This window comes from Pseudomonas sp. PS02303, from assembly GCF_029959925.1.
Taxonomy (GTDB): Bacteria; Pseudomonadota; Gammaproteobacteria; order Pseudomonadales; family Pseudomonadaceae; genus Aquipseudomonas; species Aquipseudomonas mandelii.
The window spans coordinates 22422-38879 of sequence record NZ_JASCOM010000038.1 but is presented as its reverse complement, the minus strand read 5'-3'; the positions used below and the strand labels follow the sequence as shown (position 1 = coordinate 38879).

Here is a 16458-nt window from a genome sequence, read left to right as displayed (position 1 = left end):
GTCGGAACCACCTTCCGCGACGCGGTTTTCGATCAAACGGTCGGAACCACCTTCGGCGACGCGGTTTTCGATCAGACGGTCGGAACCACCTTCGGCAACGCGGTTTTCAATCAGACGGTCGGAACCACCTTCAGCAACGCGGTTTTCAATCAGACGATCCGAACCACCTTCAGCAACGCGGTTTTCGATCAAACGATCCGAACCACCTTCAGCCACGCGGCTTTCAATCAGACGATCCGAGCCGCCTTCAGCGACAACCGGGTGAGCGGAAGAAGCGGCGAAAGCGTTAACTGCAAAAACCGAGAAAGCGATGCTGAGAAGGATCTGGCGTTTCATGATGGTGTGCTCCGGGGTGTAGTTGTTTGGTATGGAGGCGATGTTACGCCCCGGAGTTTTTAAGAGAACTTCATTGAGTTAATGGTGACTATTGATGCAGTCAATGGCTGCCCGAGACTACCGTCGGCCTGTCACTGATCGGCGACACACAGCTTCCCGGTCGCGCGTATCAATGCCTGACCATGCAGTTGGTCCTTGATCAGGCCGGCGCGTGCCTCGCCCAGCCAGTTGGGGCAGTTCGGGTCTTTGCGATAGGGCGCGAACTCAGCGTAATGCTGCAACAGCCGGTTTTGCAGCTCATCCAGTTGGGGCCTGATCTGTTTGGCAAGGTCCGGCCGCGGTGTGTCAGGCGCCTTGCCGGCCGCCCGCCAATTGGCGAGCAGTCCGTACTGCACGAGCTTGTTGGCTTCGATCTGTGCGGCGATCAACTCGGCGACCTGTTCCGGGTCCAGTTTGCGTTTAACCGCCATCTTCCTGGCGTTAGCGATGACTTGCGCTTCTCGGGCACTGTCCTGGATGGGTTTGCCGCTGTCCCACTTGGCCAGCGCCACCAAATCACCAATGTTCAGTCGCTCATTCATCGTCACCAGCAGCGGTTGCAAACTCTCGGGCGCTGGGGAGGGCGTGCTCGCCTGTGCGCCGCCAGCGAATAAACCGATCAGGGCGCAGGCCAGCAGTTGCGGGATGCGTGGGGAGCGGGGCATAAGCAAAACCTCGTCAGAACTCAGGACTCACACAATCAGGTGTTGTGTATCACACAGGTGCGCCAAGCATACAACGCCTGGAGCGCCCGCTGAGTCAGACTGGAACTCAGAACAAACATACTGATTTCAGTCTGCACTGTGCAGACTCATGGACAGTCAGGCTGCATGTTCATTTTTTGTAAGTGTTGTTGAAACAGGCTCTTTCAGCCGGGCCGCAGACCCACTGGCGCGCGAGGTCAAAAGCGCAAGCGGGTGGACACCTGAGGTCGATGCGCCGGTCTCATTCGCCAATTGCCTGCTGATACCCGCCGCGTGGGGAAAGGACCTAATCGGACCGCAACCCCCTCGGTGATATGCTCTTCCGTGTCTACACTTCGCCCAGAGATCGCCCATGGATCGCTTGTCTACACTGTTGTCGCAGTTCGGCGTGCGCGCCAACCTCTTTTACAACGGCAAGCTTTGCGGCATGGCGTCTTACGATGGTGCTGACACGCGAGGTCATATTCACCTGCTTCAGGCCGGTGCCCTCACGTTGCAGGGGCTCGATCGCAAGGACTTGCTGCTGACTCGGCCCAGTCTGATTTTTCTGCCCCGACCACGCCGGCATCAACTGTTCGCCAATGAACCCGAAGGGGCTCAACTCCTGTGCGCATCGATGGAGTTCGAGGGTGGGGTCGATAACCCGCTGTCGGCTTCGTTACCCGATCTGCTGGTGCTGCCCCTGGATGAGCTACCGATGCTGGCCGACACGTTGAGATGGATGTTCGTTGAGGCGGCGGGCGGACATTGCGGCAGGGAGGCTGCGCTGGATCGCTTGTTCGAATTGCTGATCATCCTGTTGTTTCGGCATCTGCTCGACCACCACCAGTTGCACACCGGAATGATGGCCGGGCTGGCCGATTCACGATTGGCGCGCTCCCTGGTCCAGATTCACAACGCACCGCATCGTCCCTGGTCGATTGCCGAGCTTGCGAGCGAGTCAAACATGTCGCGCGCGGCCTATGCCGTGCATTTCCGGGCCGTTATCGGGCAGACACCGGCCGATTATCTGTTGAGTTGGCGTATCAGCCTGGCGCAGAAGCGTCTGCGTGAAGGGCGACCGATCACGCTGATCGCCGCCGAGGTCGGTTATGAAAGTCCTTCGGCGCTTGCCCGCGCTTTTCGTCGCAAGACGGGCTACAGCCCTCGGGACTGGATGAAGGATTCGGCAGGAGAGGCTGATGGCGAAATGGCCTGAAAACCTCTAGCGGTTTCAGGCCATTCCTGGAGGACAAATCATCGGTTCAACGCGATTCCAGTGCAGTCAGAGAATGGCCGGCCACGAAAACCGAAGCGGCAAGCAAGCCGATGTCTTTCAGGAGAAACTGACCAGGTGCAACCGAAATGGCCGGGAAACCGAGGCCGGGTTCAATCACGCCAGGTGTCGACAACATGAAGCTCAAGGTCGTGAAAAACAATCCGGCAGACAACGCACCCCCGATCAATGAAAGCTTGGGTGACAGCAGACGCCCCGCAATAAGGAGACCGATCGAGACTTCCAGGATACCGAGCAGACTGGAGAACGTATCCACACTGAAAATGTTGTAGACCCAACCGAGGAAAGGGCTGTTGCTTACCAACGGGACCAGGCCCTCGGCTTCATAGTGCGTGAACTTCATGCCGCCGAACCAGAAGTAAATGATGGCCAGAGCAACGTAAGCACCGTAGGTGCCGATCGCCGTGGTTCTAACCCCGAGCGATGCTTTCTGAGTGACGCTGGTCGTTCTGCAGTTCTCATTGTTCAAGGTAGTCATGATTCAGGCTTCCAATAATGTGGGGATTCAAACCCAGCGCGGTTTACGTTGGGAGTGGACACAGTGTTGCCTTTGACTCCACGCTCTTGGCTTCTGAACGTATTGAGAACTGTGCAGATCGTCTTGACTCACTTCAGGTCTTGAAAAGAGGAAGGCGGCTGGACCATCGCGTCCCGACGCCTGCCCCATGACACTGGCCAGCCTGTTGCTGTCCCTGGAAATGATCTTCGCGACCTGCCTGGGGCTGCTGTTGTATTTACCAGGGCCCTCGGTGCCGGAGGGGCATCGCATTGATCGTGGTGGGAGCCGTCACAGCGATCATTTGGACAAAGCGACCGCCATGGCGAATTCCCCAACGCTGTATTCACGAGTCATGTCCGTCGCTGACAGGCGCATGGTGTGCCATCAGCTCAGCGACCCAATCGATGAACACGCGCAGTTTGATACTGATATGCCGATTTGGCGGAAATGCCACGTAGATGGGCATCGGATCGAGTTTCCAGCTCTCGAACAGGGGCACTAACTCGCCGCGTGCTTCGAAGGTCTTGGACATGTACTTTGGCAGCCACAGCACGCCCAGTCCGGCAAGGCCGGCCGCGAGGTAGGCATTGCCATCGTCGACTGCCAGCGCGTAGCGACCTTTGATCCGGACACTCTCAACGTCGTTGTGCAGGGCATAGGGCACGGCTTTGCCGGTGCGCGCCCACAGGAAACCGACGATACGGTGATGCGAATCTTCCAGCTCCCGCGGATGCGCAGGCGTACCGACGCGTGCCAGGTAGCTGGGCGCTGCAAAAACACCAAGCTGGAGGTCGCCTACTCGTCGGGCCATCAACGACTGATCCGTCAGCTCGCCGCCGCGCACCACGCAATCGACGTTCTCATCAATCATATCCACGATACGATCGCTGACGCCCATGTCGATCTGGATGTCTGGGTACCGCTCGTAAAACGCAGGCAACGCGGGTACGAGAATCATGCTGGCCAGCGGGCTCGGCACATCCACTCGCAACCGGCCCCTGGGCAGCGTCGAGGCGCCGGACAGGCTGGTCTCGGCGTCGTCCATGTCGGCCAGCAATTGAAGCACTCGCTCGTAATAAACGGCACCGTCGGCGGTGACGTTGACTTTGCGAGTCGTGCGGTTAAGTAATTTGACGCGCAACCGTGCCTCAAGCTGCTGGACCAGTTGTGTCACGGTGGTCTTGCTCATGTGCAGTGTTTCGGCTGCCTTGGTGAAGCTGCCCGCTTCCACCACTCGAGCAAATGCCTGCATTGCATCAAAACGGTCCATTGCTGCCCCGGCTATCGATCAGATTGTTTGGATTTCACAAACAGTGATAGCTACGGTTGCTTGTTTATCGCCCAGGCACAAGTCCTTACAGTCTCGACATCGTTTGTTCCGGGTCTGCGTAGACCCATTGATGGAGGCACCTATGACACAGCGTGATGTTGTTTTTCCACCCGGACGCCAGGCGCTTTATGAGCGCAATCGCTATTCGCCGGCTATCAAGTCCAATGGTTTCTTATTCGTGTCGGGACAAGTCGGCAGTAACGAAGACGGCTCGCCCGAACCCGATCTGGAGGCCCAGGTTCGACTCGCGTTCAACAATTTGAATGCAATCCTGGGCGCTGCCGGTTGCACCTTCGACGATGTGATTGACGTCACCGTCTTCATCGTCGATCCCGAATCAAAGTTCGAGACGATCTGGAAGGTTCTGCCAGAGTTCTGGGGTAACGCGCCGCACCCGACGCTGACCGGCGTCGGCGTCACGTGGCTCTACGGTTACCAGTTCGAGATCAAGGTGATCGCCAAGCTTCCAGAAACCACGGGATGACCTGAGATCTGACGTATCGACAGCTCGCCCGTGGTTGCTTTACTGAAACGCAATTTTCGTCCCGATCCTGACAGTCAATCCTGCTTTTAGGCCCCATTGTGTGTCCGGGGCTGAGCAGCCAATTGCGAGCGGGGCGTCAAGATGGCCAAGGCAACCGCCACGATGAAAAGCGCCGGCACGTCACCTGCCAAGTGCCCCATTTGCCCCGGCTGGGTGAGCGCCTGGACGGTCATGATTCCTCCGTGAACGGCGCTAGACCATACGGTGAACCAGATTAGGCTCAGATTGGCTAATGGGTCGCGTGCGGCCAGGATCAAGAACACCCCAAGTGTGGCGTAGATGCCAACGATCATCATCGGGTAGTCCGAGTGACCGACGTGCCAGGCCCAGCCGGACGGCCAGAACAACATCAGTGGGTAGAGCGCAAGGCACGCGAGGCCAGCCAAAACTAGAACGACGCGCAAATACCTGAGGCGATCGACTACGGTCATGGCGGACTCCTCTTTGGGCCTAACTCTAAGTTGACCTCAAGTGGGGTGATAACACCTTCACGGGCTTGGTCGACTACATTCCTTGCTCTGTCATCTTGCCTGGCTAGACCGGGCATTGTGACTGTCGGGCGACCGCTGAAGGGGGTTATACACCATGGTCGGAAAGCCCCATCTGCTCAATCAGTTCCGGCAGTAGACCAAGCATAGCTACTCATTAGCTATCGCTTCGTTCACCGGCTGCTGTTGGCCGATAGTTGCCTGTCGCGAACAGCAGCAACCGACCCGATATAGCCGGTCACGTGTCTACGAAATCAAGGGCGATTCAAAAAGCCTTGCTCTAGAATGGCCCCAGATGAGCGTGGAACGCTTGTCTAGTATTCACTCAAAGGATGAACACGATGGGCCGCACCGACCATATCTGCCAGATGGCTATCTATAACGATTGGATGAACGCAAAGGTTTATGAGGCGGCCAGAAGTCTGACAGATGAAGAGCTGTCAGTGGATAGGAAAGCATTCTTTGGTTCTATTCTCGGGACGTTGAATCACCTGGTGGCCGGGGACACTATCTGGCTAAAGCGATTTGCCAGGCACCCGGCGAATCACTTGGCTCTGGAGCCGATTCGACAGCTCCCGGCCCCTAAAAGCCTCGACCAGTTACTGCTCTCAAATATCCGAGAACTTTCGGCACATCGCGTTTGGCTCGATCAGGTGATTGTCGAGTGGTCTCGCTCGATTACAGAGGCGGATTTAGATTACACCCTCAATTACACAAGCATGAAAGGAACCCCCGCTGACAGGAGCTTTTATGGCTTGGTCATGCATTTCTTCAACCACCAGACTCATCACCGAGGCCAAGTTACTACTCTGCTGTCACAAGCGGGTGTCGACGTAGGCGATACTGATCTGGTCCTCCTCATTCCTTCCGAGTCCCGCACATAATCTAAAAACCAGCGCTAGACCGGGATTTTCATGTCATACCGGGCTGGTAAACCAGCGTGGCCATCTGCAACACTCCTTCTGCTTACACAGAATTTAGATGTGTTGCATCGACCGGTTGAATCCACAGCCGATTGCAGTCTGTCGGCAAGAGCAACTTCTGCCCCGAAACATCCATCAGCTTTTACCGCCGAGCCTGCCGAGCCTCCGACCGAACCACCATCCAGATACCGACCCCGGACACTGCCATGCCTGACACCATCTGCCATGACAACGGTTCGTTGAACATGGCCCAGGCCCAAAGCATCGTGACGGGCGGGCTCAGGTACAAGACGCTGGCCACTCGTGTGGCTGTCGCCCGGCGCAGGCAGACCCAATAAAGCCCGTAGCCGCCTAACGTAGACAATCCCACCGTCCACAGTACGCTCAGCGCAAACCCCATGCCGGGTATCGGCGCCAGGCTACCTTGCGTGCCCTCGATCAGGGCGAATGCAAAACTCGACACGCAACATTGCAGCCACAGGTTGGGCAGCAGGTCCAGCGATTCAGAGGCGTGCAGATGCTTCTGCCAGAGTGTCGCGATGGCGAGCGAAAGCGTACCGAGCACCGGCAGGCCATACGCCCAGAGGGGCGCGCTACCCCAGGCCAACGCGCCAAGCGTCACCACCACAACCCCAACCAGGCCGATGACCAGCCCTGTCCAGACTTGCCAGTCCAGTTTTTGCCCCAGCACGCCAGCGGCCAGCAATGCGACCGCCATCGGCAGCAGGTTGGCGAACACCGCGGCAAGGCCCGCCGGTACGCCCAGGGCTATGCCTTGTATGACGCCGGCCAGATAGCCGGCCATGGCCAGAAGACCGATGCCGGCGTTTTTCAGCAACACGGCAGGGGAGGTTTGCCGCAATTGCCTGGCGACGAAAGGAAACAGGATCAGCGTGACCACGACGCAGCGCCAAAACACCACCAACAAGGGGGGCGCATAGTCCATCGAGAATCGCGCGCCGACGAATCCGGAACTCCAGGTCAGAATCAAAGCCGCCTCGAGCAGCGGCAGCGGCATCTTCTGGCGCCAGTGGGGGATGACTTGCTGCTGACAGGAGATCGGTGTGGGCTGGTTCATTGCCACAGGCTACGAAATCGGCCTAATCTAATAAATCAAAATAAAGTGCAGCAGTCATTCACGAAAATTAAATCATGACGGCGATACTCGATATCGAGCTGGTACGTACATTTCATGCGGTGGCGCGGATTGGCAAATTCAGTGCGGCGGCCGAGCAGCTGCATAAAAGCCCGGCGGCGGTGAGCGTGCATATCCAGCGGCTTGAGGCAGTCGCCGGGGGGCGCTTGCTGAATCGCGATAATCAGTCCGTCTCCCTGACCGCACTGGGCAAGCGTTTGCTTTTGTCGACGACAGAACTGCTGAGCACCCATGACCGGGTGCTGGCCGACCTGCATGGAAACCACCTGGCAGGACGCATTACCCTGGGTGTCCCTGACGAATACGCCGCCCATGTCATCCGCGACATCCTGCCGACATTCGCCGCTGCCTGGCCCAACGTGGTGCTGGAGTTGAAGACAGCCCCCAGTGATTCGCTGCGTGACCAGGTCCAGCGTGGAAAGCTTCAGGCCGCGGTGATTGCCCAAGCCAGGGGGCAACTGACCATGCAGGCGCAATTTCTCGTCGCCACCACGCCGATCTGGGTGGGGCCGGCAAACAAGTCGCTGGCCTCGATGGATCCGCTGCCACTGGCCGTGCATGCGGCGCAATGCCCTTATCGGCAAGCCATGGTGGCATCACTCAAACAAAGCGGCCGCCGGTGGCGCGTGGTGCTGGACAGTCCGTCCAACCAGGCCGTCAGCGCCTGCGTGGAGGCCGGGTTGGCGATCAGTCTGATAGACCGCGCCCGGGTGACGGAAAGTATGCAGATTCTCGACGGTTTGCCCGTCATACCGGAGCATGAGGTCGTGTTTATCCGATCGCCGTCTTCAGATGGGGATGAAGCGGTGGATTTGCTCTCCCAAGCCATGCAGCAGCATTTTCGGCTCTAGTCCGCGAGCAAGGGAAACTGTCAGGCTCGACCGTCCCATGCTGAATGGCATTGCGAGCAAAGCTGCACTACCGTGTAGGTGTAAGCCTTCGTGCCGCAGTCCTATTCTGGTTGAGAGGTGGGTTTCATGAACAACATCATCTACATCGTCGGGTTAGTGGTGGTCGTCGTGGTTATCCTGTCGTTCCTCGGCTTTGCATAGGTTTCAATGCCTGCACTCCGCCAACACCACTTGGCAGGTAGTCGGAGTGCCACCGGATCGGCCGGCAAAGCGGATGCAATTATCCATGGATTTTTTACGCGCCATGCTCAAGGTGGAGCCCCAAGCCAGGCCACCCTCGCCAGCGGTGGGAAGCGCTTTTGCATAGCAGGCTGAGCCCACGCTTGAAGTTGCATAGCGAGCGGTGGACGCTTTGCCGGAACATCCCGCGATCAGCGCCAGGTTGATGGCGAGCAGGGAGGGTATGACCCATGACGAGCATTGGCGCGCTGTTCTATTGGCCATCCCGTTTCCCCTGTATCAAGAGGCGAGCCGTGTGGGGTTGTGCTTCATTGAGATTAGACGGTGTTGGACCTGACCCTCTATCGATTTCAACACTAGCGAGCTTCAGCGCAGGTCGCCTCTACATTCAGACAAAGCTCACCGACGCCCCGTCGTTGCTTGAGTTCGGCCTCACGCCAGACGCCGCTGAGCGGGCCGCCCGGCAACCCCTCATTGGCGCGCGCCAGCGGGAACAGCACCGGTACAAATCCGGCATCACGCACTAACCGGACGCCGATATCCCGGGCCTGGGCATCGTCGGCGAAAACAGGAATCGCCTTGTTTTTGCCGGAAAGGCCTTTCATTGAGGCGAAGCCAATGGCGTTGAACGCCCGCACCAGGTGCACGCCGGGCAGATACTGCTGATCCGCCAGGGCCACGCCCATGTCCAGCGCCTTGCGCCCGACATCTGCGTCACGGCCGCCGAATGGATTACTGGTGCTGAATATCACTTTGCCGTCCAGTTTGCCCTTCAACTGTTCGGACAGCGCCGGCATGGCGCCATAGGGAACACTCAACACGATTACATCGCCCCAGGCCGCGGCCTCGGTGACCGAGCCGGCCCGCGCGTTGGGGCCGGCCTCCTTGACCAGGTCCGCCAGCGCCTCGGGGTGGCGTGATGAAAACATCACTGAGTGCCCGGCCTTAACCCAGAGCGTGCCAAGCGTACCGCCGACCTTGCCGGCGCCGATCACGCCGATCTTGAGGGTGTCTGCCATCGCCTGGCTGGTGCACAGAACCAGGCCGGCGAGCATCAGAGAGAAGATTCTGGACATGCACTGGGCTCCTCGGTTGGACAGCGGTCTTGGAATCACCGTAGTTGAGCTTACGTCTAAACGAAAGCTGCCGAGGGAGGCGGCGGACGAGCAGGGGTATTTGATGAGCGGCGTGAGGCGTGTTCAGCAAGGGAAGCTATTGTCTATGTGTTCGCCTCGCCAGTTGCCGTCCAACCAGCTCGTCCCTGAGGCGGCTGGCGAGGTGGACCCTCCTGGCCGATTGCTGCCTTTTGATTTCGCTTGTACTGGACTGGACAGCTGCCATGTCGACTCTCGCCAACTGCGAAGATGGTCTATTCACCCTCCAGGGTTGCGGCCACCCGCGCCACTTTCCACGACCCGCCTAGTTGGTCAGTGTAATGGCGACGTCCAAGGCAGAGATGGGCACATAAATCAGGGTAATCGTCGAATACGCTTTGCGCGATTTGGCCTTGAATGCGCAGACCGGGAGAATAATCATGACGACATCCAGCGCCCCCCAAAGCGCCATCGGCGATACCTGAAAGAAGAGGACGTTCACGATGAGGCCGAGCACGAGGTAGGTCGAAAACGATAGAAGGGCGTAGCGCCCATCCTGTTCGAAGTAAACGCGAAGCCCGCTTTGCTCGTCCTCACTTCGACTGGGCAGCAGTAACGCGGCAGAGACAAAAAGCGAGAGCGCCAGGAGCACCAGCAATAAAAACTCGGCAAACGAAAAGGTCGCCTTGATCGTCGGCAGCGCGTTGACCGCCCACCAAAAATCCAGCTGGGACGTGAAAAGCATGACCGCCCAGACCAGCGCCACCCAATCAGGCGCGGCGACGCGGCGGATGCGGAACACCGTCAACGCACCCATCAGCAGGCGAGTGACGGAGAGCCCCAATATCATCGCGAGTACCGTGGCCACGATGGGGAAGTTGCTCATGACACCTCCTTGTAAATTACGCGACCCACACGCAGGATCGATTCCGCTTTCGGGTAGGTCCTACCGACTGTGCGCCGCCGCCGCCAATTGATCGGTATCCACGCGGACAAAAACGGAATCGCCAACCGCCGTGAGTACGTCCCCGGCATAGACCTCGCAGATGACACGGGTTTTGCGTCCGACATCGCCTTCCACTCTGGCACGCAGGGTCAATGGCACACCCATCGGTGTCGGTTTGATGAACTTGATGCCAAGGTTGCCGGTGACGCAATTGATCCGGGGCAGGCTGGCGACTTCGCGGTTTTCCTCACGGTAGTGATAAGCCATCGCCGTCCAGTTGGAATGACAATCCACCAGCATCGCGATCAACCCGCCGTACACCAACTCCGGCCAGCCGCAATACATGGGATCAGGCACGTGCTCGGCCATGACATGCACGCCGTCCGCATGCCAGAAGCTCTTGATGTGCAGCCCGTGCGGATTGCTGCTGCCGCAGCCGTAACAGACGCCGTCAGGCGCGGCGGTGTCTTGCAGGGAGGTGTCGAAACTGGACATGACAGGCGCTTCCTCATACGAATGAACTCAACCGTCGGATTCTAACGCTGGTATCGGGGTGCGGTCACTTTGGTCATCCGTTAGCGCGCCCTGACAACTGCGGTGCTGTTGCGCAACGTCAACTTGAACGGCAACACCACATGCCGCTGTTCGATCGGTTTCCTCTCGATCAGCGCGATCAACATCTCGACGGCTTTCTGACCGAACGTTTCGGCGGGTTGCGAGATGGTCGTCAGCGGCGGGTCGCAGTACGCCGCGAAGGGGATGTCGTCGAAGCCCACCAATGAAATGTCCTCAGGAACGCGCAGGCCTTGTTGCTTGATGCGTTTCAACGCGCCGATGGCCATTTCATCGTTTTCGCAAAACAACGCCGTGGGACGGTCGGGCAATTCCAGCATCGCGGCGGCACCGTCATGTCCGGCCTTCAGACTGAAATCGCCATGGCAGATCAGCGCGGCATCCGACGTGATACCGGCCTGTTGCAAGGCGTCCTGATAACCGGCCACGCGATCGCGGGTCAGCGGGCTGCTTTTAGGGCCTTTGATCAGGCCGATCCGGCGGTGGCCCAGTTCGATCAAATGTTCGGTCATGGCCTTGGCAGCCGCGCGGTTGTCGAGGCTGATGGTGGGATGACGGCCGCCCTGAATCACCTCGCAGGCATTGACGATCGGCGGTAAATCGGCGCTGGGGAAGGGCGCTTCAAAAGGGTCATAGGCGCGCAACTGGATCACGCCATCGGCCTGATGGGCGTAGACCAATTCGGCAAACTCCCGTTCCACTTCCTCGCGGCCCTGGGTGTCGCACAGCAACAGCCGATAACCGGCGAGCTGGGCGGCTTGCTGCGCGCCGCTGATCACCTTGGCGAAAAACGTGTTGGCGATGGTCGGCACCAGAATCACCAGGTTGCCGGTTCTGCGCGAGCGAAATTGCACCGCCATCTGGTTCGGTCGATAACCGGCTTTTTCCACCGCGGCGTTGACCTTGTCGCGCGTGTCGGGGAGCACGCGTTCAGGCGACTTCAGCGTCCTGGACACCGTGGCGACGGAGACGCCGGCCAGCCTGGCTACTTCGCGGATATTGGACAAGACCACCTCATTATCGAACTGTGCAGGGGCGAGCTTAACGCAGGTAAGCCCACCCCTGAAATTTTCCTGGAGATTCATCCGGGGTTTGACACCTCGTCAAACAGGGCCTAGATTTCTGTCACGATGTAACCGGTTACATCGACTTTTGGATGCATTCCTGTAAAGCCGCCGAAAACCGCCTCAAACAGAGAAACGTTGCGATGAGTGTTGCCGTGAAAAAAATAAGAATGGGCTTTGTCGGTGGTGGGGAGGGCGCCTTCATCGGTCAGGCCCACCGTCAGGCCGCCGGGCTCGATGGCCGTTTTGAGTTGGTGTGTGGCGCGTTCAGTCGCGACGCCCGCAACAATCAGGACACCGGCGCCGCGCTGGGATTGTGCGCTTCGCGTTGCTACAGCGACTGGCGACGGATGCTGGAGGCCGAGCGTGCGCTGCCGGCCGATCAGCGCATGGAGCTGCTGATCATTGTCACCCCCAATCACCTGCACGCGCCGATTGCCAGCCAGGCGCTGAGTTCGGGATTTCATGTGTTCAGTGAGAAACCGGCGGCGTTGAATCTGGCCGAGTTGCTGCCGCTCAAGGCTGTGCTTGAACGCAGCGATCGCCTCTATGGCCTGGCCCACACGTACCTGGGCTATCCGATGGTCTGGCAGGCGCGGCAGATGGTTCGCGACGGGGTGATCGGCTCCGTGCGCAAGGTGATTGTCGAGTACCCCCAAGGCTGGCTGAGCGAGGATGTGGCGGGGCAGGGCAACAAGCAGGCCGGCTGGCGCGACCTGCCTGAGCAGTCCGGGTTGGGCGGCTGCATCGGCGATATCGGCACCCATGCCTTTTCATTGGCCGAATTCGTGGCGGACCAGCCCATCCAGCACCTGTGCGCGATGTTGAATACCCACGTTGCCAGCCGGCAACTGGACGACGATGCCGCGATGCTGTTCAAAATGGCTGACGGCGCGAGTGGTGTGTTGATTGCCAGCCAGGTCTGCGCGGGTGAAGAGAACCCGTTGAAAATCCGCGTCTACGGCGACAAGGGCGGCCTGGAATGGCGCCAGGAAGAGCCGTCGAGCCTGATCCATCGTTCCCTTGACCAACCAATGCGCGTGCTGCGTTCCGGTGTCGGCCAACCCTGGTTGTGCGACGCCGCGACCCGGCGCATGCGTCTGCCGGCCGGACATCCCGAAGGCTATCTGGAAGCCATGGCCAACCTCTACGGCGATTTCGCCACGGCGATTCGCAGCAACGTCGACGGCAACGTGGCCCCCGGCGTGCCGGGCATCGACGTCGGGCTGCGCGGCATGGCCTTCATCGAAACCGTGATTGCCAGTCATCGTGGCGACACGAAATGGACCGAACTGGTCTGCCCTCAATGAACCCGGAGCACTCGCCCGTGAACCCTACTTCTCAAGCAGGCCTGCGCGGCCCGGGGATCTTCCTCGCGCAGTTCATGTCCGCCGAAGCGCCCTTCGACACCCTGGCCAATATTGCCCGGTGGGCGGCGTCGCAAGGCTACAAGGCCATTCAGTTGCCGACCTTGGGCACGCAATACATCGACCTGGCGCGCGCCGCTGAAAGCCAGGAATACTGCGACGAATTGAAGGCAGTCTGCGCTAAAGCGGGCGTCGAGATCAGCGAATTGTCGACGCACCTGCAAGGCCAACTGGTGGCGGTGCATCCGGCGTTCGACGCCCTGTTCGACGACTTTGCCCCGGCGCATCTACGCGGCCAGCCGCAAGCACGCACCGAATGGGCCATCGAGCAGTTGAAGCTCGCAGCCCGGGCCAGTCAGCGCTTGGGACTGAAGGCCCACGCAACCTTTTCCGGTGCGCTGCTGTGGCCGTATGTCTACCCCTGGCCGCAACGCCCAAGCGGATTGGTCGAACAGGGTTTTGCCGAACTGGCCAAACGCTGGTTGCCGATTCTTGATTGCTTCGAGGAGGCCGGTGTCGACCTGTGCTACGAAATCCACCCCGGTGAAGACCTGCACGACGGCGCCTCGTTCGAGCGTTTTCTGGAGGCGGTGGATCACCATCCACGCGCCGCGATTTTGTATGACCCCAGCCATCTGCTGCTCCAGCAAATGGACTACCTGGGCTTCATCGATCGCTACCACGCGCGCATCCGCATGTTCCACGTCAAAGACGCCGAGTTCCGCCCCGATGCGCGTTCGGGCGTCTACGGCGGTTACCAGGGCTGGGTTGAGCGGCCGGGGCGTTTCCGTTCCCTGGGCGATGGCCAGATCGACTTCAAATCGATCTTCAGCAAACTGACCCAATACGACTTCAGCGGTTGGGCCGTGCTTGAGTGGGAGTGTTGCCTCAAGGACTCCGCCCAGGGCGCCGCACAAGGGGCGGCGTTCATCGAGCGGCACATGATCAGCAAGACGCAGAAGGCCTTCGACGATTTCGCCAGCGTGCAGTCGGACGCAGGTTTCAATCGACGATTGCTGGGGTTGCCCGAGGCCTGATCAAAAAGTTATTCGCTTCTCTCTCCAACAAGAAAAACAATAAGACGGTGACTGTTATGTCCACGATGACCGCGCGCCTGAGCGCCATGATGTTCCTGCAATTCTTTATCTGGGGCGGATGGTTCGTCACCCTCGGTACGTTCCTCGCCAGTAACCTGGGCGCCAGCGGCGGGCAGATCGGCATGGCGTTCTCTACCCAGTCCTGGGGCGCGATCATCGCGCCCTTTGTGATCGGCTTGATCGCCGACCGCTTCTTCAATGCCGAACGCATCCTTGCGGTGCTGCACCTGGTGGGCGCCGTGTTGCTGTATCAGCTGTATCGAGCGCCGGACTTCAGTACGTTTTACCCTTACGTGCTGGCGTACATGATGATCTACATGCCGACCCTGGCACTGGTGAATTCAGTGGCGTTCCGGCAGATGAGCGACCCGGCGCTCGAGTTCTCCCGCATCCGCGTGTGGGGCACCATCGGCTGGATCGTGGCCGGCGTGGTCATCAGCTTTGTGTTTGCCTGGGACTCCCAGGCCCTGATTTCGTCAGGCGGGCTGCGCAACACCTTTCTGATGTCGGCGATTGCGTCTCTGGTGCTCGGCCTCTACAGCTTCACCTTGCCGCGCACCGCGCCACTGAAACCTGAGGTGGGCCGCAGCGGCCTCAAGCAAATGCTCGGGCTGGATGCGTTGAGTTTGCTGAAGGACCGCAGTTACCTGGTGTTCTTCATCGCCTCCATCCTGATCTGCATTCCGTTGGCGTTTTATTACCAGAATGCCAATCCGTTTCTGGCGGAAATCGGCGTGACCAATCCGACGGCGAAAATGGCCATCGGGCAGGTTTCCGAAGTGCTGTTCATGCTGCTTCTGCCGCTGTTCATTCACCGCTTCGGGATCAAGATTGCGCTTTTGGTGGGGATGTTGGCGTGGGCCTTGCGCTACTTGCTGTTCGCCTACGGTAACAATGGCGACCTGGCGTTCATGTTGTTTACCGGCATCGCCTTGCACGGTATCTGCTACGACTTCTTCTTCGTGTCCGGCCAGATCTACACCGACGCCAAAGCACCGGAGCGTTTCAGAAGCTCGGCCCAAGGGCTCATTACTTTGGCGACCTATGGCCTGGGCATGCTGATCGGCTTCTGGGTCGCAGGGCAGGTGACCGACCACTATGCGCTGACGGGCAGCCATGACTGGAAGAGCATCTGGTTGTTTCCGGCGGGGTTCGCCCTGGCGATCTTTTTCTGCTTTGCGCTGGCGTTCAAGGGGCGGCAGGCAGCGGTTGTTCAATCGACCGTCTGAACAACGCCTTGCCCGCTTTCGGCCACCAACAGCAACGACTGCGGCACCGGACTTTGCGGGTGCTGCGGCTCTTGCAGGACGGCCAGCCGAAAGCCGGCCATGTCCAGCGCATTCAGCCAGCTGGACAAGGTGCGGAAGTACCACGGCATGGGCTGCCACTGGCCCTTGAACCCGGCAAAGGTTTCTTCCCGCCAGCCATCCTGATAGTCGCCTGCCGCGACAGCCCACGGGTGCAGTGTCTGGATCACCAGTGCACCACCAGGGCGGAGCAGGGCGTTCATGGCGGCGAGCAGCGGAATGATGTCCTGGTGCAACAGGGCGAAGTTGGCGCAGATCAGGTCGTAGTCGCGGCCAATGTCCACCTTGGCCTCCACCAATTCGTCATAGCTCGCCACATGCACCTGCGATGACCCCGACGCCCGCGCCGCTTCGACCAGCGTCGCATCGCCATCCACACCGACGGCCGTGATGCCTCGTTGAGCCAGCGCGCGCAGCAACCAGCCCTCGCCGCATCCGAGGTCGAGCACGCGCTCGGGTTGGCGGCCCAGCACGGCCAGCAGGATGGCCTGGTCGGTCACCGTGAGGCGGCTTTCGATGGCGCCGCTGCGGATGGCTGCGATCCAGGCGTGGGCGTTGTGGTGCCAGCTGTCGAGGAGGGTGGATTCGGAGGCGGGCATGTTGGCGTCTGGCGTGGTGGGTTGG

At 59.5% G+C, this 16458-nt stretch carries 19 protein-coding genes; 7 read left to right on the top strand and 12 right to left on the bottom strand.

Annotated features, from left to right (window positions below; translation table 11 throughout):
* Both QMX98_RS12220 and QMX98_RS12215 read right to left on the bottom strand, forming a co-directional pair.
* The coding region (locus QMX98_RS12220) for a phage infection protein (RefSeq protein ID WP_282410817.1) at positions 1 to 336 on the bottom strand (336 nt) is incomplete at its 3' end.
* A 131-nt stretch (positions 337 to 467) separates the two neighbouring features.
* The gene (locus QMX98_RS12215) at positions 468 to 1040 is read right to left on the bottom strand and encodes a chorismate mutase (RefSeq protein ID WP_282410816.1); all 573 of its coding nucleotides are present in this window, start codon (positions 1038 to 1040) and stop codon (positions 468 to 470) included.
* Between the two features lie 391 nt (positions 1041 to 1431).
* On the opposite strand from QMX98_RS12215, the gene QMX98_RS12210 reads away from it, so the two are divergent.
* Positions 1432 to 2277: an AraC family transcriptional regulator gene (locus QMX98_RS12210; protein WP_282410815.1), complete on the top strand. Its 846-nt coding sequence runs from the start codon at positions 1432 to 1434 to the stop codon at positions 2275 to 2277.
* A gap of 46 nt (positions 2278 to 2323) precedes the next feature.
* On the opposite strand, the gene QMX98_RS12205 is transcribed toward QMX98_RS12210, so the two are convergent.
* Both QMX98_RS12205 and QMX98_RS12200 read right to left on the bottom strand, forming a co-directional pair.
* The gene (locus QMX98_RS12205) at positions 2324 to 2833 is read right to left on the bottom strand and encodes a DUF417 family protein (protein WP_282410814.1); all 510 of its coding nucleotides are present in this window, start codon (positions 2831 to 2833) and stop codon (positions 2324 to 2326) included.
* A gap of 364 nt (positions 2834 to 3197) precedes the next feature.
* A complete protein-coding gene (locus tag QMX98_RS12200) occupies positions 3198 to 4124 on the bottom strand; it encodes a LysR family transcriptional regulator (protein WP_010459174.1) in 927 nt (308 codons plus the stop codon).
* Positions 4125 to 4266: 142 nt separating this feature from the next.
* On the opposite strand from QMX98_RS12200, the gene QMX98_RS12195 reads away from it, so the two are divergent.
* Positions 4267 to 4668 (top strand): RidA family protein, encoded by a 402-nt coding sequence (locus QMX98_RS12195; RefSeq protein WP_010459176.1) that lies wholly within the window; start codon positions 4267 to 4269, stop codon positions 4666 to 4668.
* An 86-nt stretch (positions 4669 to 4754) separates the two neighbouring features.
* Here the strand turns inward: QMX98_RS12195 and QMX98_RS12190 are convergent, their stop codons facing one another.
* Positions 4755 to 5159, bottom strand: coding sequence for a DUF6632 domain-containing protein (locus tag QMX98_RS12190; RefSeq protein WP_172790698.1), 405 nt, complete (start codon positions 5157 to 5159; stop codon positions 4755 to 4757).
* Positions 5160 to 5557: 398 nt separating this feature from the next.
* Here QMX98_RS12190 and QMX98_RS12185 point away from each other — a divergent pair, with 398 nt between their 5' ends.
* The gene (locus QMX98_RS12185; protein WP_282410813.1) at positions 5558 to 6100 is read left to right on the top strand and encodes a DinB family protein; all 543 of its coding nucleotides are present in this window, start codon (positions 5558 to 5560) and stop codon (positions 6098 to 6100) included.
* A 181-nt stretch (positions 6101 to 6281) separates the two neighbouring features.
* On the opposite strand, the gene QMX98_RS12180 is transcribed toward QMX98_RS12185, so the two are convergent.
* Positions 6282 to 7217 carry a DMT family transporter gene (locus tag QMX98_RS12180; RefSeq protein WP_154504249.1) on the bottom strand — a complete coding sequence of 312 codons (936 nt, stop codon included), beginning with the start codon at positions 7215 to 7217 and terminating at the stop codon, positions 6282 to 6284.
* 74 nt (positions 7218 to 7291) lie between these two features.
* On the opposite strand from QMX98_RS12180, the gene QMX98_RS12175 reads away from it, so the two are divergent.
* Positions 7292 to 8146, top strand: coding sequence for a LysR family transcriptional regulator (locus QMX98_RS12175; RefSeq protein WP_077750365.1), 855 nt, complete (start codon positions 7292 to 7294; stop codon positions 8144 to 8146).
* A gap of 204 nt (positions 8147 to 8350) precedes the next feature.
* On the opposite strand, the gene QMX98_RS12170 is transcribed toward QMX98_RS12175, so the two are convergent.
* The 5 genes from QMX98_RS12170 to QMX98_RS12150 all read right to left on the bottom strand — a co-directional run bounded on the left by QMX98_RS12170 (position 8351) and on the right by QMX98_RS12150 (position 12006).
* Positions 8351 to 8650 (bottom strand): hypothetical protein, encoded by a 300-nt coding sequence (locus QMX98_RS12170; RefSeq protein WP_282410812.1) that lies wholly within the window; start codon positions 8648 to 8650, stop codon positions 8351 to 8353.
* Positions 8651 to 8742: 92 nt separating this feature from the next.
* Positions 8743 to 9462 carry an NAD(P)-binding domain-containing protein gene (locus tag QMX98_RS12165; protein WP_282410811.1) on the bottom strand — a complete coding sequence of 240 codons (720 nt, stop codon included), beginning with the start codon at positions 9460 to 9462 and terminating at the stop codon, positions 8743 to 8745.
* 343 nt (positions 9463 to 9805) lie between these two features.
* Entirely contained in the window at positions 9806 to 10366 is a 561-nt protein-coding gene (locus QMX98_RS12160) for a hypothetical protein (protein WP_010459190.1), read from the bottom strand.
* A 60-nt stretch (positions 10367 to 10426) separates the two neighbouring features.
* Positions 10427 to 10921 (bottom strand): thioesterase, encoded by a 495-nt coding sequence (locus tag QMX98_RS12155; RefSeq protein ID WP_010459192.1) that lies wholly within the window; start codon positions 10919 to 10921, stop codon positions 10427 to 10429.
* A gap of 80 nt (positions 10922 to 11001) precedes the next feature.
* On the bottom strand, positions 11002 to 12006 hold the full coding sequence (locus tag QMX98_RS12150; protein ID WP_083377072.1) for a LacI family DNA-binding transcriptional regulator: 1005 nt from the start codon (positions 12004 to 12006) through the stop codon (positions 11002 to 11004).
* Between the two features lie 227 nt (positions 12007 to 12233).
* Between QMX98_RS12150 and QMX98_RS12145 the strand changes: the two genes are divergently transcribed.
* The 3 genes from QMX98_RS12145 to QMX98_RS12135 are packed head-to-tail and all read left to right on the top strand — an operon-like array spanning position 12234 to position 15756.
* Positions 12234 to 13373, top strand: coding sequence for a Gfo/Idh/MocA family oxidoreductase (locus tag QMX98_RS12145; RefSeq protein ID WP_282410819.1), 1140 nt, complete (start codon positions 12234 to 12236; stop codon positions 13371 to 13373).
* Entirely contained in the window at positions 13370 to 14467 is a 1098-nt protein-coding gene (locus QMX98_RS12140; RefSeq protein ID WP_282410818.1) for a sugar phosphate isomerase/epimerase family protein, read from the top strand. The genes QMX98_RS12145 and QMX98_RS12140 overlap by 4 nt, the downstream gene beginning before the upstream one ends.
* Before the next feature lie 56 nt (positions 14468 to 14523).
* Positions 14524 to 15756, top strand: coding sequence for a nucleoside permease (locus QMX98_RS12135; RefSeq protein WP_077750373.1), 1233 nt, complete (start codon positions 14524 to 14526; stop codon positions 15754 to 15756).
* Here the strand turns inward: QMX98_RS12135 and QMX98_RS12130 are convergent.
* Positions 15741 to 16433: a class I SAM-dependent methyltransferase gene (locus QMX98_RS12130; RefSeq protein ID WP_221109175.1), complete on the bottom strand. Its 693-nt coding sequence runs from the start codon at positions 16431 to 16433 to the stop codon at positions 15741 to 15743. The genes QMX98_RS12135 and QMX98_RS12130 overlap by 16 nt on opposite strands.
* Positions 16434 to 16458: the final 25 nt, after the last annotated feature.

Coding starts and splice junctions, on each gene's coding strand:
- QMX98_RS12215 (WP_282410816.1), bottom strand. CDS start 1,040: ATGCCCCGCTCCCCACGCATCCCGCAACTGCTGGCCTGCGCCCTGATC.
- QMX98_RS12210 (WP_282410815.1), top strand. CDS start 1,432: ATGGATCGCTTGTCTACACTGTTGTCGCAGTTCGGCGTGCGCGCCAAC.
- QMX98_RS12205 (WP_282410814.1), bottom strand. CDS start 2,833: ATGACTACCTTGAACAATGAGAACTGCAGAACGACCAGCGTCACTCAG.
- QMX98_RS12200 (WP_010459174.1), bottom strand. CDS start 4,124: ATGGACCGTTTTGATGCAATGCAGGCATTTGCTCGAGTGGTGGAAGCG.
- QMX98_RS12195 (WP_010459176.1), top strand. CDS start 4,267: ATGACACAGCGTGATGTTGTTTTTCCACCCGGACGCCAGGCGCTTTAT.
- QMX98_RS12190 (WP_172790698.1), bottom strand. CDS start 5,159: ATGACCGTAGTCGATCGCCTCAGGTATTTGCGCGTCGTTCTAGTTTTG.
- QMX98_RS12185 (WP_282410813.1), top strand. CDS start 5,558: ATGGGCCGCACCGACCATATCTGCCAGATGGCTATCTATAACGATTGG.
- QMX98_RS12180 (WP_154504249.1), bottom strand. CDS start 7,217: ATGAACCAGCCCACACCGATCTCCTGTCAGCAGCAAGTCATCCCCCAC.
- QMX98_RS12175 (WP_077750365.1), top strand. CDS start 7,292: ATGACGGCGATACTCGATATCGAGCTGGTACGTACATTTCATGCGGTG.
- QMX98_RS12170 (WP_282410812.1), bottom strand. CDS start 8,650: ATGGCCAATAGAACAGCGCGCCAATGCTCGTCATGGGTCATACCCTCC.
- QMX98_RS12165 (WP_282410811.1), bottom strand. CDS start 9,462: ATGTCCAGAATCTTCTCTCTGATGCTCGCCGGCCTGGTTCTGTGCACC.
- QMX98_RS12160 (WP_010459190.1), bottom strand. CDS start 10,366: ATGAGCAACTTCCCCATCGTGGCCACGGTACTCGCGATGATATTGGGG.
- QMX98_RS12155 (WP_010459192.1), bottom strand. CDS start 10,921: ATGTCCAGTTTCGACACCTCCCTGCAAGACACCGCCGCGCCTGACGGC.
- QMX98_RS12145 (WP_282410819.1), top strand. CDS start 12,234: ATGGGCTTTGTCGGTGGTGGGGAGGGCGCCTTCATCGGTCAGGCCCAC.
- QMX98_RS12140 (WP_282410818.1), top strand. CDS start 13,370: ATGAACCCGGAGCACTCGCCCGTGAACCCTACTTCTCAAGCAGGCCTG.
- QMX98_RS12135 (WP_077750373.1), top strand. CDS start 14,524: ATGTCCACGATGACCGCGCGCCTGAGCGCCATGATGTTCCTGCAATTC.
- QMX98_RS12130 (WP_221109175.1), bottom strand. CDS start 16,433: ATGCCCGCCTCCGAATCCACCCTCCTCGACAGCTGGCACCACAACGCC.